Origin of the sequence: Paraburkholderia adhaesiva, assembly GCF_021390575.1 — a bacterium.
Taxonomy (GTDB): Bacteria; Pseudomonadota; Gammaproteobacteria; order Burkholderiales; family Burkholderiaceae; genus Paraburkholderia; species Paraburkholderia adhaesiva.
Map to the genome: position 1 here is coordinate 498,770 of NZ_JAJEJQ010000002.1, position 18,725 is coordinate 517,494.

The window sequence follows — 18,725 nt, forward strand, 5'->3', positions numbered from 1 at the left end:
CCTTCGAGATTGAACGAACAGTAAAGCAGCCGGCCACCGGGACGGCGGCTTTTCTCAACGCACGGGTCGAGAAAACAGGTTGACGAGATTCCCATCGGGGTCACGCAGCAGGAGCGAGCGATTGCCCCACGGCATTAATGTCGTCGGCATCACGATGGGCGTTCCGGACGCATTCATCCGTTCGAACACCGCGTCAACGTCGTCCACTTCGAACTCCAGGATTGCCGATCGATTGGCAGCGGCAGTGGCAGCACCGACGTTGAAAAGCTTGATCAGATGCTCAGATGAAATCGCTAGCGTCGAGCCCTCGAATCGTATTTCGGCAAACCCATCGGCCAGACGTACAGCCTCGATCCCGGAAAGCCTCTGATAAAACGCGACCAGCCTTTCGACATCCGGGGTAACAACGCGAACCGATGCGAACTTCATTTTGAGCTCCTCGTCAAGAAAGGAGCTTTAGTCTAGCGATCGATGCTGTCAGATTCTGGCAGTATCGTGCGACTGGCGACCTGATTTAATTTGCGCCACTCACGAAGCAGTGTGGAACGCCTCTTTGGGTAGCGCTCCTCCATCTGCTCGACGCTCAAGATCCGATCCGAACGGAAATTCCGAAAATCAGCTCGAAGCTCGCACCAGCACATCAGTACTCGCGCCTGGTCGAAATACACCAGGGCAAAAGGCCAAACGATACGCCGGGAGTGAATGCCAGCGCCGTCCACGTAAGCAATGTCGAGCTTTTGCTCCGCACGGACCGCGGCACGTAGAAGGTCCGGCGAGATTGTGTGGGTAGGTCTCGTCAACGGTGCGCCGACGAGCAGCGAAGATTCCTCCAGTTCGCGACGCAATTCAGTGGGCAGTACGGCGGCTATCTTCGCAAGCGCGCCTAGCGCGCCGGACGACAGCGTCTTGTCGCAGCGATCGGCCACCCAGCGCATGCCAAGCACCAGGGCATCGAGTTCCTCTGAGCCGAACATGATGGGTGGGAGCATGAAACCCGGTTTCATCACGTAGCCAATGCCTGGCTCCCCCTCGATCATTGCTCCCTGTGTCTGCAAACTGGCGATGTCCCGGTATAGCGTGCGGATGCTCACGCCGAGCTCATCAGCGAGGGCCTGGCCGCTCACGGGACGTCGATAACGACGTAGCACTTGCAGGAGTTGAAGCAGACGTTCGGCACGGGACATACCTGAATCCGGATATCGATACTGAAGAGAATCAACGAGGCGACCCGTTACTTCAGAGCGAATGCATCTGGTGCGTTCGGGCCGGCGTTGCATTGTTGACGATCTATGCGGCTTTGTCGAACGGCTCAATATGGCCGACCTCTGACGCATAGCGGAAAGGTGGGCCACGCGTGGGGGCTCAATGCCGGCCGCTGAAACTTTACTTCCTGTTGACGCGGCAGCCCGGCAAGTGGTGAAGTGGGAAAGCCGATCGACGGTCAACGTGAGTGCTGAGGATGTGCGCTGCTTCCGGTTCGCCATTGCAGGTTGTCAAGCGATTGGTTCCGCACCCTGGATTCACGCCCCTGTTGGCCACAATCGAGCATTGATAGTGAGCGATTGGACGCTGTGAAAAGGATTGCGCCATGACTGCATACCTGATTGCTGATGTCGATGTAAAAGACCCCGCTCTTTTTGAAGAGTACAAACGAGAAGTGCCCGCTACTGAGGCGCGCTATGGCGGGAGATATCTGGGCCGTGGTGGTCTGACTAAAGTTCTCGAAGGTGATTGGCAACCGCACCGCCTCGTCATCGTCGAGTTTCCTGACATGGAGTCCTTAATGGCCTGGTATGACTCGCCAGAATACACCCGCCTCAAGGCGATCCGTGAAAGATGTGCGACGACACGGATTATTGCGCTGGAAGGGGTAGCCGCAACCTCATAGCGCGTGATTTTTGTGGAAGGTCGGTCGGTTTCAGCGGCACGCCGGGCGATTGACGCCGGTGCGGACGGCGTCGAAATTCACGGCGCGAATGCGTATCTGGTCCAGCAGTTTTTCGCCCCAAGCGCAAACGCGCGCGCGGATGAATACGGCGGCTCGATCGAAAATCGAGCACGCTTCGCCATCGAGGTAGCGAAGCCATCCCTCGCTGAGGAGGCAATCAGGTTCATAAGCCGGCCGCTTACAAGTTGAAGCGCGAATGTCAGATGATGTCACCCCAATGCGTCATTCGACTGCCCATCTGGATATGCCGCGGCCGGCTGAAACTGGCCGCTAGCCCGCTTCACCCGCGGCGCGTGCATACGGGTCTGATCCCATCTCTGTGACGCGCAGAAAACTACACGCAGACATGCGCTAGCGCAAATGACGCCCAAAAAAACGCTGGTACTCTTACAGGTTTTTTCCAGCACGCCTACGCCATGAAGCGCCCACAACTCCTCAGCCCCGCCGGCTCGCTGCGCGCCCTGAACTACGCTCTCGCATACGGCGCCGATGCGGTGTACGCGGGCCTGCCACGCTACAGCCTGCGTGCGCGCAACAACGAGTTCCGCAACACGGGCTTCCTGGCTGAAGGGATCGAAGCCTGCCGGGCCGCCGGCAAGAGTTTCTACCTGACCGTCAATCTGATGCCGCACAACCGCAAGGTCGACACCTTCATCAAGGACTTGCGCGACGCGGTGGCCCTTGGCCCGGATGCACTGATCATGGCCGACCCCGGACTGATCATGATGGTCCGCGAGACGTGGCCCGACATGCCGGTCCACCTTTCCGTGCAGGCCAATACCGTCAACTACGCCGCCGTCCGTTTCTGGAATTCGATCGGTGTATCGCGCGTGATCCTGTCGCGCGAACTCTCGCTTGACGAGATCGCTGAAATCCGCCAACGCTGCCCCGACACCGAACTCGAAGTCTTCGTGCACGGCGCGTTGTGCATGGCGTATTCCGGACGCTGTCTGCTCTCCGGCTACTTCAATCATCGCGATTCGAATCAGGGCACGTGCACCAACGCCTGCCGCTGGAGCTATCGCATGACCGAGTCCGCGGTGACGCCTGAAGGCGAACACGTGCCGCGCCACGCGGCAGCGGATCGCGTGTATATGCTGGAAGAAGAAGCGCAGCGCAGCGGCGAATGGATGGAGCTGTCCGAAGACGAGCACGGCACGTATCTGATGAATTCGCGTGACCTGCGCGCGATCGAGCATGTGCAGCGACTGGTCGATATCGGCGTCGATTGCCTGAAGATCGAAGGCCGTACCAAGTCACATTACTATGTCGCGCGTACTGCACAACTCTATTCTCGCGCCATCGACGACGCGGTCAACGGCCGCCCGTTCGACGCGGGTCTCCTCGGTCGCCTCGAAGGCCTCGCGAATCGCGGTTACACCGACGGCTTCCTGCAGCGGCATCACTCCGAGGAATACCAGAACTACTTGAGCGGAGCCTCGGGCAGTGCGCGTCAACAGTTCGTCGGCGAATGGCTGGCTTATGACGCGGTGACGGGGCTTACGACGCTCGACGTGAAGAATCGCTTTGCTGTTGGCGACGCGCTGGAGATCGTCACGCCGGACGGCGCGCGCGACATGACCTTGAGCCGCATGGAAAACTTGGAAGGACAAGCCTGCGATGTTGCGCCTGGCAGCGGTCATACGGTCCAAGTCGACATCGGAGAAACCGGGCCGATGACGCTTGTGGCCCGATATGTCGCGGATGATCAGTAGGCTCCCCTCCGTCCGTACCGCACTCTTCGTTAGAAGGCGAAGTTCACGTTTGTCTGGCTTCCGCCCGTAATGTTGACGGCGGTCGATTGCGTGGCGCCCGAGGCCGCATCGGCTTCGATCGTGTATTGTCCCGCCGAACTCGCCGCTGCGGCCAGGCCGACGGGCAGCGTGCCGTTATACGTGCCGACCATCGGTGCCGCGACGGGCAGGCTCGTCGTATAGGCGCCCGTATCGAGGTTCGCATTTGCCGATGCGATTTCGTACGTGCCCGTCGACGTGGCCTGAAGCGCACGCAGGCTCGCATCCGCCGACGCTGTCACAGTGCCGCTAACCGCATTCATCGTCGAGGCGGGCAGCACGATCGGCTGGCCTGCCGTGGAGACGTGCGTCGTAGCACCGACTACGACAGGCACCGATGTAACGATCCCCGTCGTCTCGTTGGGTTGCGCGATCACGATGTCGTAGTTGCCGTTGGTCGAGCTCTGGACAAGCGTCGAGAAGACGAAGTGGCCCGTGCTGTCCGCCACCGTGCCGCTCACCACCTTGCCGTTCTGTTCGGCATACACAGTTGCGCCGGCTTCCGCCACGGCGACAAACCCGTCGATTGTGCCGGCGACGGTCATCGGCGTGGCAGTGATGACAGGTTTGAGGGCGTACGAGCCGTTGCCCTGCTGGACGACCGACTTGCAGGCGTTGAAGTCGAGCACGAGATCGACCGTTGAGTTCGCAGCCACTTCAAACGGACGAATGATCTTCAGGCCGCTTTGCGTCGCGCTCGGTGTTGCGAGCGCCTGTTCATTGGTCGTTCCCGACACGACGACCGAATTGGACGGGGTGTTACCCTGGTTCGGTGCGAGCACGAGCCGCACCTGCTGATATTGGCCGGCGGGCAGGGTGGCCTGGCCGAGTGTTGCCATCGTGCCGTTCGTGAGCGAAAGGAGGTCTACCTTCTGCGGAGTCGCAAGCGTGATACTGGTCCATCCGCTGTCGCTATCACCCGCGCTCGAACTCGCGTTGATTCGCACTTCGTTCACCGTCACGAACACGTGGTCGAAGCCGCACGAGGGGGCATCGGTCATCTGGACGTTCACGGTGCCGGTCGGCGTGGCTCCGCCGCTACTTCCGCCTCCGCCTCCGCCACCGCACGCCGCGAGCGTGATCGACGCGAAAATTGCGCACGCCAGGGTTTTCCGCAAGCTGCTCATTGCACACCTGATTGTTTGGTCTCGGATGTACAAAGGATACGTATGGCGGGGCAGTAGCGATCGTCGTGTTTGCAACAGGACGTAACCATTCGAGTAGCACCACGATGCGTTCCGGAAAGTGGCCGTCGCTCGAGCGTGATGCATCTACCGGCAGGAGCGAGTCCGGTTAGTCGGCGCCAGTCAATCTCCGATCCGATGACAGCAAGGACTCCGCCCAGAGGGAAAACCCGCAGGTTCCGCCGCTTCGCTGGAGCACGTCCCACGAAGGCATTGCAACTGCGTTGATGCGAACTACCCGTTGCGGACATGCGGGTCTCGGCCCCGACGACGGCCGCTCTCTGAGGTCCAACGGATATCGGCTCACGCGAGGTTGCCCGCCCCTTTTCAGCCTTTGCTGCCATTCGATTTTCGGCGTAGATCAGATGAATACGAATTGCCTTCCGGGCGGACGGCTAGCGAATCCTCAGTGGATAAATCGCCTATATTGGTGCAGGTGATTCATCGCGTTCCGGCTTTCGCGAAGACGCGGCATCCGTCCGCCGGACCCCGCATCTTGTACGTCCCGCACTGGCAGGCGGGACACATCGACCAGGAGCATAAAATGGCGAGGGTACTTGTTCTGTATTACTCGATGTACGGACACATCGAAACGATGGCCAACGCAGTCGCCGAAGGCGCCCGCTCGGTGCCCGGTACCGAGGTGACACTCAAGCGCGTCCCTGAAACGATCCCCGACGAGCAGGCAAAAGCAATCGGCGTCAAGATGAATCAGCCGGCGCCGGTTGCGACGCCCGGCGAACTGGCCGACTACGACGCGGTCATCTTCGGTACGCCGACCCGCTTCGGCAACATGGCTGGGCAGATGCGCACGTTCCTCGACCAGACAGGCGGCCTGTGGATGAAAGGCGCCTTGGTTGGCAAGATCGGCAGCGTATTTGCATCAACCGGTACGCAGCATGGCGGCCAGGAGACCACCATCACCTCGTTTCACTCCACGTTGCTCCACCAGGGCATGGTGATTGTCGGTGTGCCCTATGCATGCGCCGGGCTTGTGAACATGCAGGAGATCACTGGCGGCACGCCTTATGGTGCGACGACACTTGCTGGTGCCGATGGAAAGCGACAACCGTCGCAGAACGAACTCGACATCGCACGTTATCAGGGAAAGCACGTTGCCGAGTTGGCCGCCAAACTGTTTAGCTGATGCGCTCATCTGCAAACGGTGAAACAGCGATGCGCCACTTCTCGATTGAATAACGCAAGGATGAGCGCTTCCTGTTCGCGCGCGCACGGCTGATGGTCTTGTTCGTTCTGTGTGGCTGGCAGAAACTGACGGGATTTTCAGGCACTGCTGGCTACATGATTTCGGTCGGCGCGCGCGCTCGCGCTTTCTGCGGTGGTCTTCATCGTGGTGGATTTGTCGTGGGCATCACCATCGTCATCGGCTTCTACGCCCATCCGCTCGCCTTCCTGCTCGCGCTATATACACTCGGTATCGCGTTCATGGGCCACCACTACTGGCCCATGAATCGAAAAAAAACCACCGCGCCGTTTAGCCCGCCATCTCGGCAAGTACCCATTCCGCGGCCTGCGCAGTGATATCGGACACGTCTTTCGCTGCGAGTTTTCCTTCCAGTACGGGCAGCATTTCGAAATCGGCTCCCTGGCCTGACTCGACCATTTCGGCGAGCATCAAAAGATTGCCGAGTGTTCCGCATCGAAGAATGACGGCATCGCGAACGTCGGGGGCAACGGATAGTTGTCCCATGAGGTCCTGCGCGCTCATGCCCAACATGAGGTGCATGAGGGAGAAGATTCCGACCTGGTATGCCCGGTCCGAGAGGTCCGAGTCACACGTCCGCACCAGATCCGCAGCGAGTTCGAGAAACCGTGCCCGCGTGGCAACGAGCTGGAAAAGCGGATTGGACCGCAATGGTACGTCGCCCACTCCAGAATAAAGCAGCAGTTGGACCCAACGCACCAGAGTACGCGTTCCAATGCGAAGAATAGCCTCGCCGATAGTCGAGACCGGCTTTGCCGAACTAAAGAGGCCGCTACTGGCGAGCTTGATCAGATGCATCAACAGCGGCGGGTTCCGTTTGATGATCGGCTCGATCATTTCGAGCCGATCATCGGAAGATAACGCGCGCACGAGGTCCATCAGATCGGACATCGCGAAATTGAGCTTTCGTTGGCTCAGCATTTCCGGGTGAGCGAAAAAGTAGCCCTGAAACATGTCGACGCCGAGTGCATGGAGTTCGCGATACTCCTTCGCCGTCTCGACCTTCTCTGCGAGAACCCGAACACCGGCCCGGTGGGCGGTATCGACAAGCTGGCGAAGGTTTCGCGGATCGATGTGCGGATAATCGATCTTGACCACTTCTACGAGCTTGAGGATGCTCGCGGGCATTTGCTCGATGGTAGTCACATCATCGAGCGCGAGTCCGAATCCCGCGCTACGCAGACGTTTGCATTGAGATTCGAGTGCTGCGTCGCGCGGAATCGTTTCGAGGATCTCAAGGACGAATTTCTCCGGCGACAGCAAAGCCAGCACGTCGTCCTCCAGCAATTCCTTGCCGACGTTGACGAAGCCCCGCTGATCGCCGAGGACCTTCTGGACTCCGAATTCGCCGATCGCATTGACGATGACTTGCCCCGTGGCTGCGGTATCGTCGATGACGCTCGCTGCGTTCGTGTCGCCGCGCCGGAAAAGCAACTCGTAGGCAATGAGCTCACCCGATCGACCGACAATCGGCTGTCGACCGATATAGGCGGCATGCGGCGCGTTCATGGATTCGCGGTCATACGAGGACATATCGACTCCCCCAGTGTATTTCCTTGCGCTGGTCCAGATGCTCGAACAACTTCGCGCGAGCGATTAGATCGGTTTTGTGCTTGTGCGCGACTGCATTGAGAATTTCAAGCGCACCAACGGCCACGCCATACCGATGCAGCGAAAATTCAGACCCGGTTAGATAAAGAAAGGCATTGTCGAGCGACAGGTTCAGCCCGATCGTGATTCGTGACGGTCCACATCAGCTTCACTTACTTTTTTCCCCTCGTACCGCGGTTGTTTTTGAAACTGATGGCTTTGAAGTGCGTTCCGGGTATTTCGGGCAAGGCATTCTAGCGTGACGCAATGTCGCACGACAATGCGCAACGTCATAGCTATCTGCGCGCAAACGATTGCGACGGCGCTTGACGATTTACTGCCGTCACTCAAGCGGCAAGTACCGCAGTAAAGCTCGGTAAAAAAAGCTTTTCGCTGATTTCCGGGGAGACCGATTGCCGACAGCCTGTATGCAGTCGGTCACTCGTGCTGTTCTTCGCGTATTCGAGGGGCGCCTTTTTCCCATAAACGAGTCGGTCAGCCCCGGAAGGAATGTCGACGTGGCGATCTTGCAGCAGTTGAGCTACTCCAGGTAATGCGCGCGCAATTCCTCGACATCGACGGCCAGAGCTTCGTTGACGAATCTCTCAGTGCTGCCCCATTGCTGCCGCATTATCTCCAGCGCCGCTTGCAAGTAGGCTGGCCGAACTTCCAGCAGCGGCATAGCTACGTCAGGCGAAATTTCTAGCGAAGCCAGGCGAGTAAGTAGCCCTTGAACGAGTCCCCTGTTCCTTCGATTTGATTCCATGTAATTGGCAAAAATCACGTCGGGCGCCACATCGAGTGCGGACAGCAACAGAAGGGTTGCGAAGCCGGCTCGGTCTTTGCCTGTGCTGCAGTGGTACAGCAGCGTACGACCCGTCTGCGCCTCTTTCATGAAACGGCCAAAGGCAGCCTGGTGTTTGATCGGAAAATCGCGGTACAACTGCAGCATGAAGTCGTCCATTTCCTGCCGTGTCGCACTCCTCAAGCGCGGCACCAGCTCGGTCATGCTCATGCTGCCTTCCAGCACAGGCAGCGCCATCCAGTCGAACGCATCGGCAAACCTGCATTCTTCATCGCTCTTTTCTTCGGCCGCGCGAAAGTCAATGACGACATCCAGGCCAAGCGTCCGAAGCTTGTCAATGTCGTTGGAACTGGCCATCCCTGGGTTACCGCTGCGGAAGAGTCGCCCCGCGCCTATGCGTCTGCTCTTGTGGCCATGCAGCCCCCCAAGGTCGCGCAGGTTATGGATGTTGTCGAAAAGAAGCGGTGCACCGGAGGAACCCAGTTTCAAAGACGGGTCCCCGTCGCGCACCTCATCGGAGGCGACGCCAGAGAGAAGTGACGAGATTTGGCTTGACATACCCAATTCAGGATTCGGCCGCCGAGGCGTTGCGGTTCTTCGAGAGTGAGGAGAGCGCCTATTTTTTATCGAGTCGGTACGGTTCGTTTTTCATTTCACGCCAAAATTCCCCAGGGTTGACCACTACGTTGCATGACAAGCATGGGTCGGGATAGTTGCCTCTGCTCGCGAAAGCCGTCTTCGGGGGCGAAGCAGGGCGCGTGGCCGGAGAGGTTCGAACAGAGTCCTCCCCCGGAAATCTGAGAAGAGCCAAAAAAAAACGCCGCCCGCAATAAGCGGGCGGCGGCCTCACACATCAGGCGCGAAGGCCTGACTGCTTACTATGTATTACTGCGGAATCATGCCGGTCAGCACATACGCCTGAATCATCGTGACGATGCCGACGATTGCTGCGAAGAACAGGCTATGACGCACGGTGAAGCGGAACAGCGACGCTTCCTTGCCGACGAGCCCGGTCGCCGCGCACGCCACGGCGATCGATTGCGGCGAGATCATCTTGCCGCTCACGCCGCCCGAGGTATTGGCCGCGACGAGCAGCGTATTCGACACGCCGATCTGGTGCGCGGTGGTGTTCTGCAGCGAGCAGAAGAGTGCGTTCGACGAGGTGTCCGAACCGGTCAGGAATACGCCGAGCCAGCCGAGGAACGGCGAGAAGAACGGGAACGCAGCGCCGGTGCCGGCGAGCGCGAGCGCGAGCGTCGAGGACATGCCCGAGTAGTTCGCAACGAACGCGAAACCGAGCACGAGACCGATCGTGAGCACGGGGCGGCGCAGTTCGCTGATCGTTTCGAAGAACGCGGCGACGGCGGCGGCCGGCTTCATGCGCAGCAGGACTGCCGAAATAATGGCGGTCAGCATGATTGCGGTGCCGGTCGCCGCGAGCCAGTCGATCTTGAACACGGCCGCATACGGCGTCGCTTTCGCGACGATCGGCGCGCTACGCACGACGAGCTGGTCGAGGCCAGGGACGTGGTAGCTCGTGATCGTCCCTTCAAGCGCACCCTTCGCGGCGAAGAGCACCTTGAACGACTTCGTGCTCCAGATCGTGACGATGCCCGTGAGCAGCAGGAACGGCGCCCATGCGAGCACGGTCTGCCCGACGGTGTACGGCGAGGCCTTGCGGCTCGACGCAGCGGCGCGTGCGCCCTGGTTGCCGCCGCCGAATCCGCCGAGCGTAGCGGCGCCGCCGTTGACGTTCACGCCCTGCGATTGCATTGCGCGCTTCGGTTGCCAGACCTTGAGGAAAGACGCGAGCGCAACGAGGCTCACGAGCGCCGAGGTGATGTCCGGGAGTTCGGGTCCGATGTGGTTCGACGTGAAGTACTGCGTCACGGCGAAGCTGCCGCCCGCGACGAGCGCGGCGGGCCACGTTTCCTTGAGGCCGCGCTTGCCGTCCATGATGAAGACGAGCCAGAACGGCACGAACAGCGACAGCAGCGGCAACTGGCGTCCAGCCATCGCGCCGATGACGAACGGGTCGATGCCCGTCACCTGACCCGCGACGATGATGGGGATGCCCATCGCGCCGAATGCCACGGGCGCGGTGTTCGCGATGAGGCACAGACCAGCGGCGTAGAGCGGCTCGAAGCCGAGGCCGACGAGCAGTGCCGACGTGATCGCGACGGGCGCGCCGAAGCCTGCTGCGCCTTCGAGGAACGCGCCGAACGAGAAGCCGATCAGCAGCAACTGGAGACGCTGGTCGTCGGTGATGGAGAGCACCGACGCGCGAATGATCTCGAACTGCCCCGTCTTCACGACGATCTTGTAGAGAAACACCGCGGTGATGATGATCCACGCGATCGGCCACAGGCCGTAGGCGAAGCCGAAGCCCGCTGCGGTGAGCGCCTGGCGCACGGGCATGCCGTACTCGAAGATGGCGACGCAAAGCGCGAGCACGAGCGTGATCGCTGCGGCGACGTGGCCTTTCATGCGCAATCCGGCGAGCGCGACGAAGAAGAACAGGATGGGGATGGCGGCTACGAGCGACGATAGCCACACGCTGCCGAGCGGCGTGTAAATCTGATTCCAGGGTTGCACTGAGGTCTCCTCCGGGGATGCGGGTCGAAATCTGTGTTGATCAATTTGAAAAACTGACACACGCGGCGGCGCCCGAACCGGTTCGTTCGGGCGCCGCGCGGGGCTTTTTTTGCTTTTATTCCGGCTGCTTGCGTTCGCGCAGCAGCTCGTGCAGGCTGCGCGGCGCGGGCGTGAGCGGTGTCCGGTGCTTCGTCCAGCCCATCTGCTGGGAAGGTGCGAGCGCGCGCAGCCGCGTCGCGGCCCAGCGCAGCGCGCGATACGCACGCGGATGCGCGAACGCGCCGCTCCAGAAACGCCAGATGAACTGCTCACGCTTGCTGTGCTTCGCGCCCTGGCCACGCATCGGATGCGCGACGGCCTCGTCGGGCGCGCGGTTCGCTTCCGTGCGCAGGCGCACGAGCAGTTGCGGAATCGGGATGCGCACGGGGCAGACTTCGCCGCACGCGCCGCACAGGCTCGACGCAGTGGGCAGATCGGCGGTCGCTTCGAGTCCGAGCAGATGCGGCGAAATGATCTTGCCGATCGGCCCCGGATACGTCGTGCCATACGCGTGTCCGCCGATGCGCTCGTACACCGGGCAGTGATTCATGCACGCGCCGCAGCGAATGCACTGCAGCGTCGCGCGCAGTTGCTCGTCGGCGTAGGCCTGGCTGCGGCCGTTGTCGAGCAGCACGAGGTGCACTTCGCGCGGGCCGTCTTTCTCGCCTTCGCGGCGCGGGCTGCTGATGAGATTGAAGTACGTCGTGATCGGCTGACCGGTCGCGGATCGCGTGAGCAGGCTCGACAGCGGCACGAGATGCTCGAGCTTCGCGACGACCTTCTCCATGCCCATGATCGCGATGTGCACATCGGGCACGGTGGTCGAAAGACGGCCGTTGCCTTCGTTTTCGACGAGCCAGAGCGTGCCGGTATCGGCGGCGGCGAAGTTCACGCCGGACATGCCGATGTGCGCATCGACGAACGCGCGGCGCAGCGCGCGGCGACCCGTCTGGATCAGTTCGTCGACGTCTTCGGTGTAGGCCGTATTGGGGATGTGCTCTTCGAACAGATGCCCGATGTCGCTCTTCGTCTTGTGAATCGCGGGCATCACGATGTGCGAGGGCTTTTCGCCCGCGAGCTGGACGATGTATTCGCCCATGTCCGACTCGATGCAGTCGATGCCGCGCTCGCCGAGGTAATGATTCAGCTCGATTTCCTCGCTCGCCATCGACTTGCCCTTGATGACGCGCGAGGCACCGTGCTTTTGCGCGATGCTGTGGACGATGCGGTTGGCGTCGTCGGCGGTTTCGGCCCAATGCACCTGGATGCCGTTTGCGCGCAACTTCGTTTCGAGTTGCTCCAGCAGTTCGGGCAGTCGCGCGAGTGCGTGCTGGCGCACCGCTTCGCCGAGATCGCGCAGCGTTTCGAGTTCGTCGGCGTCGGGAAACTGCGCGGCGCGTTTGCTCTGCAGGAAGTCCATCGCGCCACGAAAGCTCTTGCGCAACTGCGGATCGTTGACCGCAGCGTGGGCGCGCTGGCGGAATTCGGCCGTCGGCACGAAATGCAGCGGGTTTTCCGCGTGCTTGCCGCCCTGGGCGTGCGTCTCTTTGCTCATTGGGCGGCTCCGGCTTCGCTGGCGTTGTTTGCTTCGTCGTCGGTCACGACGACGACCCACATCGCGCGCGGTCCGTGCGCGCCATAGGCCGTGGTCTGCTGGATATCGGACGTCTTCGAGGGGCCCGAGATCATGACGAGGTTGGTCGGCATGCCGTCGCGCCAGCGCTCGGCGGCGACAGCGGCGTGCAGGTCCGCGTGCAGCGTGCGCGCGTGGATCAGTGCGACATGCAGCGGCGGCGCGAGCGAGACGGTGCGCGGCGCGTTCGCGTCGGGCACGACGATCAGCGTGCCCGTGGCCGCGAGGCCCGAGCGCGCCACGGTGAAGCCTGCGTCGATCGTCTCGAAGAGTTCGGACTTCCACGCTTCGATGGGTCGTGCATACGGCAGCGCCTCAACGGCGGACGGCAGCGCGCCCACGAGCGCCGCGCCTTCCGCGCTCGACGTGTCGAGCAGCAGACGCCGCACGCCTGCGGCCGCGAGGCGGCGCGCAACTTCAGCGGGCCATGCGTCGGCGCTCGCGCAGAACACTTCGGCGTGCACCGCTTCGAGCATCTGCTGGAACTGCTGCACGTTTTGCGCGAGCGTTTTCTGCGCCTGTGCGCGGCGCTGTATGAAATGCGTGTCGATGCGCTCGTCGAGCGCTTCGACCGCGCCGACCTTCGCAGCGGCGGGCGCGCTGGCGCGCAGCCGCCCGAGGATGCGCTCGCGTGAGTTCAGGGTTTCCATGCTCATGCGGCGTCTCCACCGGTGCGGCGCCAGAGGAACGACGCGAGATGTTCGACGGAGAGCGGTGCGCCCTTGTGCTTCGCAGCATGGCCGATGTTCAGCAGGCAGCCGCAATCGGCGGACACGAGGCGGTCGCACCCGGTCGCGCACGCGGAGGCGATCTTGTCGGCGACCATCGCGCCCGAAATGTCGGGATGCTTCAGCGAAAACGTACCGCCGAAGCCGCAGCATTCGGACTCGCGCTCGTGCTCGACGCGCGTGACGCCGGGCAGCGCGTCGACGGCTTCGACGCCATGCACGCGCGTGCCCATTTCGCGCCGCGCGCCGCATGAGGTGTGCAGGACGACGCGCTCTTCGGCGGGCACAGCAGTACCCAGCGCGCTGAAATCGACGTTCAGCACGCGCACGAGAAACTCGGTGAGTTCATAGATGCGCCCGGACAGTTCGGTCGCCTGTGCGGCGGCTTCGGGCTCGTCTTCGAACAACGCCGGCCAGTGCTGGCGCATCATGCCGCCACACGAACCCGACGGCACGATGACGGGCCAGGGCTCGGAGAACAGGCCGAGCTGGGCACGGGCGACCTCGCGTGCTTCGCGCGGGTTGCCGCTGCTATAGGCGGGTTGGCCGCAGCAACTCTGGCCGCGCGGAAAGTGGACCGTCAGTCCTTCGCGTTCGAGCAGCTTGACCGCGTCGAGGCCGGCCTGCGGCATGAACAGATCGACGAGGCAGGTACCGAAGAGGTAGACATCGGTCGGGCGTTTGCCGCTGGGGTATTGGCGTGGCTTCATGTCTCGCTTGGCATTGGTATGGCGCCGCGCGCGGGCGGCACGGCAAGTTTGTGGCGCATAATTCCCGTTTTGGTTGCGAGGTTCAAACTGGTTGGACCAGTTGCCGATCGAACGTGATGAAACCGGGGACGAATCGATGAGGGACAGAGGTCAGACGCGCGGACGGGTCGAGGCGGTGATGCGGCAGATGGAGACGGCGCTGCTCGACGGCACGTGGCGCGCCGGCACGAAGCTGCCCGCGGAGCGGGTGCTGGCCGAGCGCTACGACGTCGCGCGCAATACGGTGCGCGAGGCGATCCAGCGGCTTGCGGCGCGCGGCCTCGTGCAGAGCCGGCCCGGCGCAGGTGTGTTCGTGACCGACCGGTTGCGCACGGGCATCGCATCGCCGTGGGGGCAACTGGTGGCCGATCATCCGGCGCTGCGCGACGATATCCTCGAATTTCGCCGCGTGCTGGAAGGCGCGACCGCGTATTTCGCAGCGCTGCGCGCAAGCGACGAAGACTTCTCTCGAATCCGCGAGTTGCTGGGCGTACTGGAGCGCACGCGGGACGCCAATGACAAGACCGCTGAAGCGGAAGCCGACGCCAGACTCCACGAGGTGATCGCGCAGGCTTCGCACAACGCGATGTTCCTGCATCTGCACACCAGCGTGGTGGGCGTGCTGCGCGAGCACATTACGCTCAACCTGTCGGGGTTGCGCGAGCGGAACGATGACGCCTCCGACCTGCTGCTGTTGCAGCACCGCACGCTTTGCGACGCGATTCTCGCGCGGCGTCCCGAGGAGGCCCGCACCGCGATGCAGACGCATATCGACTTCGTGCGTGCGCGGGTCGGCGATGACGCTGATGTGCCCGAAAGTGGTTGGACCAATGCGCCGGATGTGAAGGGGGTAAAGAGCCGGGCCGTGCGTACTGGTGAAAGTGCTGCCCCGGCTCGGGTAGCGGGCGGAGCGGCGGGTTCCAGCGCTGGCGGCCGCCGCCGCGGTCGCGCGGCGACCTCGCGCGGCACCTGAGTCTGCGCGGCCGGACGGACCGGTTGCGGAGTGCCGCGCCGTCTGAGCGGCGAACGGGCGCCGGACGCCGCTGAAGTCGCCCGGATGGAGCCGGAATACCCGCCGAACCGGTGCGATGAGGGAGACAACAGCATGGACGAGGTTGCCGCACAGATCGAAACGTTGAGCGCCGTGACGCTGACCGTGAGCGAGATCGGGCGTTCGGTGCGGTTTTACGAATCGCTCGGTTTCCGGCAGCGGCCGGGCCACGTCGTACCGGGCTTCGCGTCGTTCGTGCTGGGTGGCGCGGTCCCGGGCTATCTGAACCTGCTGGAAGGCGAGCCAGGCCCGGTCGACGGATGGGGGCGCGTGATCGTCTACGTCTCCGACGTGGATGCGTTCTACCGCCAGGCGCTGGGCGTCGGCGTGGTGCCCGAATTTGCGCCTCGCGATGCGCCGTGGGGCGAACGTTACTTTCACCTGCGCGACCCGGATGGCCATGAACTCAGCTTCGCGAAACCGCTGTGATGAGGCCTGAGACCTGAGGCTGCTCCAGGCCGGCACATCAATGCTTCTGAAATATGAATGACACCTGCAGCGCCGATAGTGGGGCGATATCGCCGCTGCCAGGGCGGCCCGGATCGCCATTCCATCGCTAGAGGAGCGCTTCAATGAAAGAATTCGACCGCGAAATGGGCGACGAGAAACATCGCCGTCGACGTCTCGACGAAGAGTTGATCGACGCCTACGACGAAGAAATCGAAATGGAAGTCGACGACCGTCTTCAGGAATTCGGTCTTTACGTTTCCGACGAATCGCGGGAGCTTCGCCGCACCTATTTCCGCGAACTGATCCGCCTGCAGGGCGAACTGGTGAAACTGCAGGACTGGATCGTCGCCACAGACCACCGGCTCGTCGTGATCTTCGAGGGGCGTGACGCGGCCGGCAAGGGCGGCGTGATCAAGCGCATCACACAGCGCCTGAATCCGCGCATGTGCCGTGTCGCCGCGCTGCCCGCGCCGAACAACCGCGAGCGCACGCAATGGTATTTCCAGCGCTACGTGCAGCATCTCCCAGCGGGCGGCGAGATGGTGCTGTTCGATCGCAGCTGGTACAACCGCGCGGGTGTGGAGCGCGTGATGAATTTTTGCACCGATGAGGAATACGAAGAATTTTTTCGCTCGGTGCCAGAATTCGAAAAGATGCTGGTGAGAAGCGGCGTCCAGATCATCAAGTACTGGTTTTCCATCACGGACGATGAGCAGGAGGTCCGCTTCCACAGCCGCATCGACGATCCGCTCAAACAGTGGAAGCTGAGTCCGATGGACCTCGAAAGCCGAACCCGCTGGGAACAGTACACGCAAGCGAAGGAAGTGATGCTGCAGCGCTCGCACATTCCCGAGGCGCCGTGGTGGGTCGTGCAGGGCGTGGACAAGAAGCGCGCGCGCCTGAACTGCATCCATCACCTGCTGAGCCAGGTGCCGTACCACGAGGTCGAGCACCCGCAAGTGATGTTGCCCGCGCGCGTTCACCATCCGGATTACATCCGGCAGCCAGTACCGCAGAGCATGATCGTGCCGGAAGTTTACTGATCTGCTCCACTGACCCTGGACGGCACTGACGAAAACGCCGCGCCCAACACGTGAAGGGCGCGGCGTTTTCTATTGCAGCGGCGCAACCCGGTGCTCAGCGGATTCACAACACGTGGCGGAACACCCAGTAGAGCAGCGCTGCGAGGGCAATCGACACGGGTAGTGTGAGCACCCACGCCAGCACGAGGCTGCGCACCGTGTTCATTTGCAGGCCAGACCCATTCGCCGCCATCGTGCCCGCCACACCGGACGAGAGCACGTGCGTCGTCGAAACGGGCAAGCCGTACACGTCGGCGGCACCGATGGTCGCCATCGCGACCAGTTCCGCGCAGGCACCCTGGCCGTAGCTCAGGTGCTGCTTGCCGATGCGCTCGCCCACGGTGACCACGATGCGCTTCCAGCCGACCATCGTGCCGAGTCCCAGCGCGATCGCCACGGCCACTTTCACCCATGTCGGGATGAACTTCGTCGCGTGGTCGGTCTGCGTGCGGAAGTTTTCGATGGCCTTTGCGTCAGCGGGGGCGAAGGCAGGGTGATTCGCCTTGATCATCAGACGGATCGCTTCGGACGTGACGTACATGTTGTTGCGCACGTTATCGACGAGCGACTGCGGCACCGCCGACATCGACCCGTAGCTGCCGACCTGCTCGCCCACCTGGCTCGCGAGCGCGGAAAGCGCCGGAACGGTGTCCGGCGTGAGCGTGCGCGTGCGGATGAAGCGCTCCAGTTCGCCGCGCGAATCGGCCGGCGCGGCGACGCCGCCCGCGTACTTGTCGAGCGTGCGCGAGGCTTGCTGCGCGACGGCGAGGAAGGTCTGCGTTTCGGCGGGCGTGACGGCCTTGTTGAGCGCGTAGGCGGTGGGCACCACGCCGATGAGGATCAGCATGATGAGGCCCATGCCTTTCTGGCCGTCGTTTGAGCCGTGTGCGAACGACACACCGGTACAGGTGAGGATGAGCAGCGCGCGGATCCAGAATGGCGGCGGCTCTTTACCTTTCGGCGAGGCGTAGAGCGTGGGCACGCGCACGATGAACTTGAGCGCGAGCAGCAGCAGCGCCGAGGCGAAAAAGCCGACGACCGGCGAGAACAGCAGCGCCTTGCCGACGCCGGCGGCCTGACTCCAGTCCACGCCGCTTGTCCCCGTCGTTCCGTGCATCAACTGGTTCATGATGCCCACGCCGATGATCGAGCCGATCAGCGTGTGCGAACTCGATGACGGCAGGCCGAAGTACCAGGTGCTGAGGTTCCAGACGATCGCCGCGATCAGGAGTGCGAAGACCATCGCGAAACCGGCACTGCTGCCGACCTGCAGGATCAGCTCGACGGGTAGCAGTTGCAGGATGCCGAACGCGACGGCGCCCGTCGACAGCAGCACGCCGAGGAAATTCCACGTGCCCGACCAGATCACCGCGAGGTTGGGCGAAAGCGAGTTCGTGTAGATGACCGTCGCGACCGCGTTCGCGGTATCGTGAAAGCCGTTGACGAACTCGAAGCCCAGCGCGATGACGAGTGCGATTCCAAGCAGGAACCAGGGCACCACGGAGCTTTCGTGAATGGGCGCGAGATCGTCCCGCAGATGCATGGCCACATAAAGGACGCCGGCGACCATGATCACGGCGAATGCGAGTATGCCGACGTTGCGTTGGCGCGATTGGGCGGTGTCCGGCGGTGGGGACACGGAAATGTCTGGCATGGGCAGTGCGCTCCTCTTGCGAAAAAAAGGGCGAATGCAAGGTCTCGATCGTGGCTGGCATTTGTGTCGTGTTCGTGACAGTTGCGTCGAGCAATGGCAGGAAACTCGCGCGGAATTCAGGGCGGGGCGGCTCGTGGTTCGCGGCGCGTTTCCGATAATGGTCAGTCGTATAGACTCGCATAAGAACGGAAACACGGGA

16 protein-coding genes and 2 pseudogenes are annotated in these 18,725 nt (G+C 62.2%); 8 read left to right on the forward strand and 10 right to left on the reverse strand.

Annotation, left to right across the window (positions count from 1 at the left end; translation table 11 throughout):
• Positions 1–54 precede the first annotated feature (54 nt).
• Positions 55–429, reverse strand: a complete 375-nt coding sequence (locus L0U80_RS17790) for a VOC family protein (protein WP_233867683.1) — start codon at positions 427–429, stop codon at positions 55–57.
• 32 nt (positions 430–461) lie between these two features.
• Positions 462–1,184, reverse strand: coding sequence for a helix-turn-helix transcriptional regulator (locus L0U80_RS17795; RefSeq protein ID WP_233867686.1), 723 nt, complete (start codon positions 1,182–1,184; stop codon positions 462–464).
• A 404-nt stretch (positions 1,185–1,588) separates the two neighbouring features.
• On the opposite strand from L0U80_RS17795, the gene L0U80_RS17800 reads away from it, so the two are divergent.
• The 3 genes and pseudogenes from L0U80_RS17800 to trhP all read left to right on the forward strand — a co-directional run bounded on the left by L0U80_RS17800 (position 1,589) and on the right by trhP (position 3,663).
• Complete coding sequence (locus L0U80_RS17800) at positions 1,589–1,888, forward strand: DUF1330 domain-containing protein (RefSeq protein WP_233867689.1); 300 nt, start codon at positions 1,589–1,591, stop codon at positions 1,886–1,888.
• A 33-nt stretch (positions 1,889–1,921) separates the two neighbouring features.
• A pseudogene (locus tag L0U80_RS17805) lies at positions 1,922–2,101 on the forward strand (oxidoreductase); the annotation flags it as partial.
• Between the two features lie 263 nt (positions 2,102–2,364).
• Positions 2,365–3,663 carry a prephenate-dependent tRNA uridine(34) hydroxylase TrhP gene (trhP, locus tag L0U80_RS17810; protein WP_233867691.1) on the forward strand — a complete coding sequence of 433 codons (1,299 nt, stop codon included), beginning with the start codon at positions 2,365–2,367 and terminating at the stop codon, positions 3,661–3,663.
• 29 nt (positions 3,664–3,692) lie between these two features.
• Here trhP and L0U80_RS17815 read toward each other — a convergent pair whose 3' ends face one another.
• Positions 3,693–4,868, reverse strand: coding sequence for a DUF4382 domain-containing protein (locus L0U80_RS17815; RefSeq protein WP_233867695.1), 1,176 nt, complete (start codon positions 4,866–4,868; stop codon positions 3,693–3,695).
• Between the two features lie 601 nt (positions 4,869–5,469).
• Here L0U80_RS17815 and wrbA point away from each other — a divergent pair.
• Positions 5,470–6,072, forward strand: a complete 603-nt coding sequence (gene wrbA / locus L0U80_RS17820) for an NAD(P)H:quinone oxidoreductase (RefSeq protein ID WP_233871395.1) — start codon at positions 5,470–5,472, stop codon at positions 6,070–6,072.
• 71 nt (positions 6,073–6,143) lie between these two features.
• Entirely contained in the window at positions 6,144–6,467 is a 324-nt protein-coding gene (locus tag L0U80_RS17825) for a DoxX family protein (protein ID WP_267954892.1), read from the forward strand.
• Here L0U80_RS17825 and L0U80_RS17830 read toward each other — a convergent pair.
• The 6 genes from L0U80_RS17830 to L0U80_RS17855 form a co-directional block, all read right to left on the reverse strand.
• Positions 6,421–7,659, reverse strand: coding sequence for an EAL and HDOD domain-containing protein (locus L0U80_RS17830; RefSeq protein ID WP_233867701.1), 1,239 nt, complete (start codon positions 7,657–7,659; stop codon positions 6,421–6,423). The genes L0U80_RS17825 and L0U80_RS17830 overlap by 47 nt on opposite strands.
• A 622-nt stretch (positions 7,660–8,281) precedes the next feature.
• On the reverse strand, positions 8,282–9,103 hold the full coding sequence (locus L0U80_RS17835) for a tyrosine-protein phosphatase (protein WP_233867704.1): 822 nt from the start codon (positions 9,101–9,103) through the stop codon (positions 8,282–8,284).
• 327 nt (positions 9,104–9,430) lie between these two features.
• Positions 9,431–11,140: a lactate permease LctP family transporter gene (locus L0U80_RS17840; protein WP_233867707.1), complete on the reverse strand. Its 1,710-nt coding sequence runs from the start codon at positions 11,138–11,140 to the stop codon at positions 9,431–9,433.
• A 115-nt stretch (positions 11,141–11,255) separates the two neighbouring features.
• On the reverse strand, positions 11,256–12,734 hold the full coding sequence (locus L0U80_RS17845; protein ID WP_233867711.1) for a LutB/LldF family L-lactate oxidation iron-sulfur protein: 1,479 nt from the start codon (positions 12,732–12,734) through the stop codon (positions 11,256–11,258).
• Complete coding sequence (locus tag L0U80_RS17850) at positions 12,731–13,453, reverse strand: LutC/YkgG family protein (RefSeq protein ID WP_233871398.1); 723 nt, start codon at positions 13,451–13,453, stop codon at positions 12,731–12,733. The genes L0U80_RS17845 and L0U80_RS17850 overlap by 4 nt, the downstream gene beginning before the upstream one ends.
• Before the next feature lie 11 nt (positions 13,454–13,464).
• The gene (locus L0U80_RS17855) at positions 13,465–14,250 is read right to left on the reverse strand and encodes a (Fe-S)-binding protein (protein ID WP_233867715.1); all 786 of its coding nucleotides are present in this window, start codon (positions 14,248–14,250) and stop codon (positions 13,465–13,467) included.
• A gap of 178 nt (positions 14,251–14,428) precedes the next feature.
• Here L0U80_RS17855 and L0U80_RS17860 point away from each other — a divergent pair.
• The 3 genes and pseudogenes from L0U80_RS17860 to ppk2 form a co-directional block, all read left to right on the forward strand.
• A pseudogene (locus tag L0U80_RS17860) lies at positions 14,429–15,091 on the forward strand (FCD domain-containing protein); the annotation flags it as partial.
• A 303-nt stretch (positions 15,092–15,394) separates the two neighbouring features.
• Positions 15,395–15,769 carry a VOC family protein gene (locus L0U80_RS17865; protein ID WP_233867717.1) on the forward strand — a complete coding sequence of 125 codons (375 nt, stop codon included), beginning with the start codon at positions 15,395–15,397 and terminating at the stop codon, positions 15,767–15,769.
• Positions 15,770–15,912: 143 nt separating this feature from the next.
• Entirely contained in the window at positions 15,913–16,833 is a 921-nt protein-coding gene (ppk2, locus tag L0U80_RS17870; RefSeq protein ID WP_233867720.1) for a polyphosphate kinase 2, read from the forward strand.
• 103 nt (positions 16,834–16,936) lie between these two features.
• On the opposite strand, the gene L0U80_RS17875 is transcribed toward ppk2, so the two are convergent.
• Complete coding sequence (locus L0U80_RS17875) at positions 16,937–18,526, reverse strand: inorganic phosphate transporter (RefSeq protein ID WP_233867736.1); 1,590 nt, start codon at positions 18,524–18,526, stop codon at positions 16,937–16,939.
• Between the last annotated feature and the right edge of the window lie 199 nt (positions 18,527–18,725).